The 4,837-nt window shown below is 69.8% G+C and carries 5 protein-coding genes and 1 pseudogene; 3 read left to right on the top strand and 3 right to left on the bottom strand.

What is annotated here, in order from left to right; all coding sequences use genetic code 11:
• Positions 1-197 precede the first annotated feature (197 nt).
• Entirely contained in the window at positions 198-845 is a 648-nt protein-coding gene (locus IXW69_RS11340) for a hypothetical protein (RefSeq protein ID WP_194786440.1), read from the top strand.
• On the opposite strand, the gene IXW69_RS11335 is transcribed toward IXW69_RS11340, so the two are convergent.
• From IXW69_RS11335 to thrS, 3 genes are all read right to left on the bottom strand, one after another.
• Entirely contained in the window at positions 821-1,267 is a 447-nt protein-coding gene (locus IXW69_RS11335; protein WP_194786439.1) for a MarR family winged helix-turn-helix transcriptional regulator, read from the bottom strand. The two genes, IXW69_RS11340 and IXW69_RS11335, sit on opposite strands and share 25 nt — an antisense overlap.
• Positions 1,264-1,854, bottom strand: coding sequence for a DUF998 domain-containing protein (locus IXW69_RS11330; protein ID WP_194786438.1), 591 nt, complete (start codon positions 1,852-1,854; stop codon positions 1,264-1,266). The genes IXW69_RS11335 and IXW69_RS11330 overlap by 4 nt, the downstream gene beginning before the upstream one ends.
• Positions 1,855-1,991: 137 nt before the next feature.
• The gene (gene thrS, locus IXW69_RS11325; protein ID WP_194786437.1) at positions 1,992-3,233 is read right to left on the bottom strand and encodes a threonine--tRNA ligase; all 1,242 of its coding nucleotides are present in this window, start codon (positions 3,231-3,233) and stop codon (positions 1,992-1,994) included.
• A 347-nt stretch (positions 3,234-3,580) separates the two neighbouring features.
• Between thrS and IXW69_RS11320 the strand changes: the two genes are divergently transcribed.
• Positions 3,581-4,264 carry a 2-phosphosulfolactate phosphatase gene (locus IXW69_RS11320; RefSeq protein ID WP_194786436.1) on the top strand — a complete coding sequence of 228 codons (684 nt, stop codon included), beginning with the start codon at positions 3,581-3,583 and terminating at the stop codon, positions 4,262-4,264.
• Positions 4,265-4,550: 286 nt separating this feature from the next.
• Positions 4,551-4,709: pseudogene (locus IXW69_RS11315) on the top strand (ISL3 family transposase); the annotation flags it as partial.
• Positions 4,710-4,837: the final 128 nt, after the last annotated feature.

Below are 4,837 nucleotides of genomic sequence, written 5' to 3'. Positions count from 1 at the left end.
CTCGCCCGATGCCGCCTCAGCCTCGTCCCCGACACCAGCACCGAGGAGGTCACCACCAGCTCCTTGCCCGCTCTGACCGCCTGACCAATCAGCGAAGGATCGCTACACCACTTCCCGGGACTTGACCGGGGTACGTCCGCCCGGCGTCCACGCCGGCGTGGGGTGCGGCCGCCTCCGCCTCCTCGTCCTACGGGATCGTGCCGCCCGGTGCGGACTCCTACGGGATCGTGCCGCCGAGCGCAGCGCCCGCTGCACCCCGCCCCGGGCTGTCCCTCGCCGACCCGGCGGCACTGTCGCGGGACTCGCTGACCTACCGCGCCTGGCCCGGGAACTGGGTGGCCGTCGTCATTCTCGGTGGGTTCGGTGCGCTCATGATCGCGGGCGTGCTCGCTGGGCTCGACGGGATCACCGGGATCCTCGCGATCGCCCTGGGCGTGTTCCTCCTCGGCAGCGCCGCCGTGCTCGCCCTCTCGCGCACGGTCGTGGACCGCTCCGGTATCCACACGCGGCTCGGTCTCACGAGGCACCACCCGTGGCCGGCCTCGCGCCAGCAGCTCGTCGAGGTGATCGTCTACAACAGCGGCAGAAAGTCGACGACGGCGGCGCGCATCGTCGACCCGGACGGCCGCGCCTCCGGGCTGCCGGGGGTGGTCGGAACGGCGAGCGCGACCTCCGGTGCCGAGCTCGATCTCGTGCGCTCGCTCGACACCATCTGGTCGTGGGGCGAGCAGCACGGTGTGGCGCGCGAGTCGGGTCAGTACATCGTCGCCGCGAAGGCCGACGTCGAGGGCTCGAGGCGCTCTGCGGCCGAGCGGGTCGCCTACCTGCGCTCCCGTCGCCCCTGAGACTCGCGGCGCATCTCGGCCGTGACGTCCCGCAGGACGCGGGCGAGGTTGGCCGGGTCGTGCCCGGCGCGGCGCACGACGTCGTCGAAGGGGGTGCTCAGGGCCTTCGTCGAGGCGCGCAGGCGCTCGCGTCCGGCGGTGGTGAGCTCGAGACGCTGACGGTGCCCCTCGCCCGGCTCCGCGACGTCGTGGACGAGGCCTTCGCGGGTCAGTGTCCGGACAATGCCCGTGACCCCGGCGGGCGTGACTCCGAGCCCCGCAGCGAGGTCCCGCCCGCGCAGTCCGGGGTGCTCGTTGATGATGACGAGCGCGGTGTGCTGGCGCAGGGTGAGGTCGAGCGGCTGCAGGAGCGCGGCCGCGTGCCGGTCCATCGTGAGGACGATGTCGTGCAGCTCGTAGGCGGCGTCGGGCTGCTCGCTCATGCCAGGTGGGCCGCCGAGCGGACGGCGACGTCGAGGTAGAACAGGGCGCTGCTGATGAGGAAGACGCGCTCCATGAGGCCGAAGACCGGCAGGCGGCGCTGGAGGGCCGGGACGAGCCAGAGGCACAGGCCCGCGAGGCCGACGAGCGTGGCGATGTGCAGGACCGTGAGCTCCGCGCCGCCGAGCAGCCGGACCAGGTTGCCCATGACGGAGTACGTGAGGGCGAACTGGGTGATGGCGAGCGCGTAGTGCACGAGGCCGGTGGCGGTGCGCCTGGTGCCCGGAAGGTCGGTGGGGAAGAAGCGCAGGAGCGCGGTGGTCACGCCGATGACGGCGAGGGCGACGGTGGCGAAGGTGCGGTCCGACCAGGTGGGGTAGCCGATCCAGGTGCCGAGGGCGAGGAGCCACCACCCCGCCGTCGCGGCGAGGCTCATCGACTCGAAGCGCGCACGGCTCGGGCCGACGCCGTAGTCGCTCACGGCGTCGCGGACAGGATGGCGCGAGCCGGAGGCCTGGAGGGCCGCGAGCAGCGAGAGCCGGATGACGATGGCGAGCGCGGCCGCGGCGAAGGCGAGAGCAGGGATCACGCGAGTAAGTTAACGACTTAATATAATCGTAGGCAAGGGGGCGGGCCATCCGTCCTGGGGTGACAGCAAGCCCCGTGGCAGTCGAGTGCGTGGCTTGGCCGGGCACCCTTTGCACGTCTGGGTGCCCGGCCGGAGCGTCACCACGCGACGTCGGTGCGGTCGCGGTGAGCCGCCTGCATACGGTGGGCGAGCGCCTCAGCGGAGAGCTCGTGCTTGCTCCCGTCGCGGCCGTCGGTGGCTTGGACCAACCCGTGGGCTGCTTCCCGTGCGCCGATGACGACGACGATGCTCACTCGCTGGCTGTGGGCGTCACGGATCCGGCTGCCGAGGCTTCCACCTCGGCGGACCTCGACGCGAAGCCCCCTGCGGCGAAGGGCCAGGATCGCGGCATTCGCTGCATCGTCCTGTGCCTCAGCAACGGGGAGGATGGCGGCCTGAACAGGGGCCAGCCATAGCGGTAGCCGCCCCTGGTAGCGCTCCATCAAGGACGCGGCGACGCGTTCCATGGCACCGACGGTGCCGCGGTGGATCATCACGCAGCGCTGCTTCGAGCTGTTCCGATCGATGTAGGTGAGGTGGAAGCGTTCGGGCTGGTTGAAGTCGAGCTGGACGGTAGCGATGGTCTCCTCGTGCCCGCGACCGTCGCGGACCTGCAGGTCGAGTTTGGGCCCGTAGAAGGCCGCCTCGCCCTCAGCCTCGACCAGGTCCAGGTGCTCATCACGCAGCACCTCGCGGGCGGCGGCGCGCAGAGCGCTCTGGTTCCGTTGCCAGTCCTCCGCGGATCCGAGGTAGGAGTCCGATCCGTCCCGTAGCGAGAGTCGGACGTAGTCGACGGGCAGACCGAGAACGCGTTGGGCCTTGAGCGCGGAGCGGAGCGCTGCGGCGACCTCGTCCTCGACCTGGTCGGGTCGGCAGAAGACGTGGGTGTCATCGAGGTTGATCTGGCGCACGCGTTGCAGGCCGGAGACGACGCCGGAGCGTTCCGCGCGGAACATGGGGGCGAGCTCGTTGAGGCGGATCGGGAGGTCCCGGTAGGAGCGCTGCACAGAGGCGTAGACCAGGGCGTGGTGGGGGCAGTTCGCCGGCCGGAGGACCAGCTCGTCGTCGCCCAGCCTCATGGGCGGGAACATGTCCTTGCTGAACTTGGCCCAGTGCCCGGAGCGCTCGAACAGAGCTCTTTTCCCGAGGACCGGGGTGTGGACGTCGAGGCACCCGTCCTCGTGGGCGATCTCCTTCGCGAGGCGCTCGAGCTCGTCGCGGATCGCGGAGCCTGCCGGCAACCACAGGGGGAGGCCGGAGCCAGCGAGTGGATCGGTGCCGAAGACGTGCAGGTCCTGATTGAGCTCACGGTGATCGAGCAAGTCGTCGTGCTGGTGCATGGTCATTCCTCTTGTCGCGGCCGAGGAGTGGTCACGCGGCCTGGGAATGACGAAGGCCCCGGATCGCTCCGGGGCCTGGTGGATGGTGCGCTGTGTCAGGACAGTGCGTCGGCGCCGGAGGTGTCCGGCGTCGTGGTGAGCTGACAGATGCGCATAGCGCGACCGTACGCGCTCAGTGACCCGCACGGCAACGTCCATCTCTGGGCGGAAGCGCTCGTGAAGAGAACTGCACGATGTCACGGACGCAGGAGTCGATCCTGTCCTCGGGAGTGGTCACGCGGAAAAGGACGTCGCTGGGCAGCGGCGTGAGTGCGTGTCGGCACTGTGCCGCTCGCTAGGTTCAGCACATGCTGATCGACGTTCGTCATGCCGACGACCTCGCCTCCGAGGAGTCGCTGGGTGAGGAGTACGACCTGGCCGTGGTCGTTGACGTGATCCGAGCCTTCACGGTGGCTGCGTGGGTCCTTCGGCAGGGTGCAGGACGCCTGCTTTTCGCGCCCGATGCCGAGACGGCCATCCGTGCCCGTGACACCCGTTTCCCTGATGCGCTGCTCATGAAGGACGGAGCGCCGGACCCGCACTTCGAGCTGCCCAACGCTCCGGGGAGCATCGCCGAGCTCAAACTGACCGGGAAGACGGTCCTCCAGACCACCGGCAATGGGACGCGAGGCGCCCACGTGGTCCGCGAGGTCCCCGTCGTGGCCTGCGCGTCGTTCGCGAACGCGACCGCCACGGCGCGCCTGATGGCGGGCCAGGAGTGCGTGCTGCTCGTGCCTACCGAAGGAGACGAGGACGACGCGCTGGCCGACTTCCTCACCGCTCGCGCCGAGGGACGGCACGTAGAGATGGGTCGTCTTCTGGAACGAGTCGCCGAGTCCGCCGCGGGCGTGGAGTGCCTCGAGCGGGGACTGGATCCGGCCTTTCCGGGCTTCCACCCGCGCGACCTCGAGCTGGCACAGCGCGTCGACGTCTTCAACCACGCTCTGATCGCGCAACCCGTCGGGGATCTTCTGGAGCTCAAGGTCCGGTAGCCCACAGGGGCGAGTGAGCTCCTAACGTGCCCAGGTGCCTGACCACGATGGTGTGGAGATGCAGTCCTTGACCTGCTCCATGACGCCTCGGTCCTCTTGGCCCAGCGCGGCCAGCAGGGACTCCGTGCTGGCGGTGCGCAACGAGGACCATCGCTGGTGCCAGCGAGCGAGCAACGGGCTCTTCCCAATCCAGGATGGGTCGCGGGGCGGCGCGTCGGTCCTGGGGTAGGCGTCGAGGTCTCCACATGATGGGAGTTCTCACGCTCCCCACCTGGAAGACCTCGACATGCCTGACGGTACCTGCCCCACGCCTGATCTGACGACGTTCTGCCGCCTCGACGGCCTCGGGTTGGAGGTGATCGGGCAACGCCTCGAGCCGGACCGGGCGGTGCTGGCCTGCCGGGTCGTCGATGATGACCGGTGGTGCCGGCGGTGTGGCTGTGAGGTGAAGCGCCCTGGGTTTCGTTCCGTGGTCAGGACGCAACGGGCGCTACGTCGTTGTGGTGAGTGTAGGTGGCTTCGACCTCCGCGGGCGTGCGGTAGCCCAGGGCCTCGTGCAGGCGGGTGGTGTTC

Origin of the sequence: Actinomyces haliotis, assembly GCF_015355765.1 — a bacterium.
GTDB classification, from domain to species: Bacteria; Actinomycetota; Actinomycetes; order Actinomycetales; family Actinomycetaceae; genus Actinomyces; species Actinomyces haliotis.
Note: the sequence above shows the minus strand (reverse complement) of the source record. Positions and strands in the feature narration are given on the sequence as shown.

What these genes read in the sequence shown, in the direction of transcription:
- IXW69_RS11335 (WP_194786439.1), bottom strand. Translation starts at nt 1,267, where the DNA reads ATGAGCGAGCAGCCCGACGCCGCCTACGAGCTGCACGACATCGTCCTC.
- thrS (WP_194786437.1), bottom strand. Translation starts at nt 3,233, where the DNA reads ATGCACCAGCACGACGACTTGCTCGATCACCGTGAGCTCAATCAGGAC.
- IXW69_RS11320 (WP_194786436.1), top strand. Translation starts at nt 3,581, where the DNA reads ATGCTGATCGACGTTCGTCATGCCGACGACCTCGCCTCCGAGGAGTCG.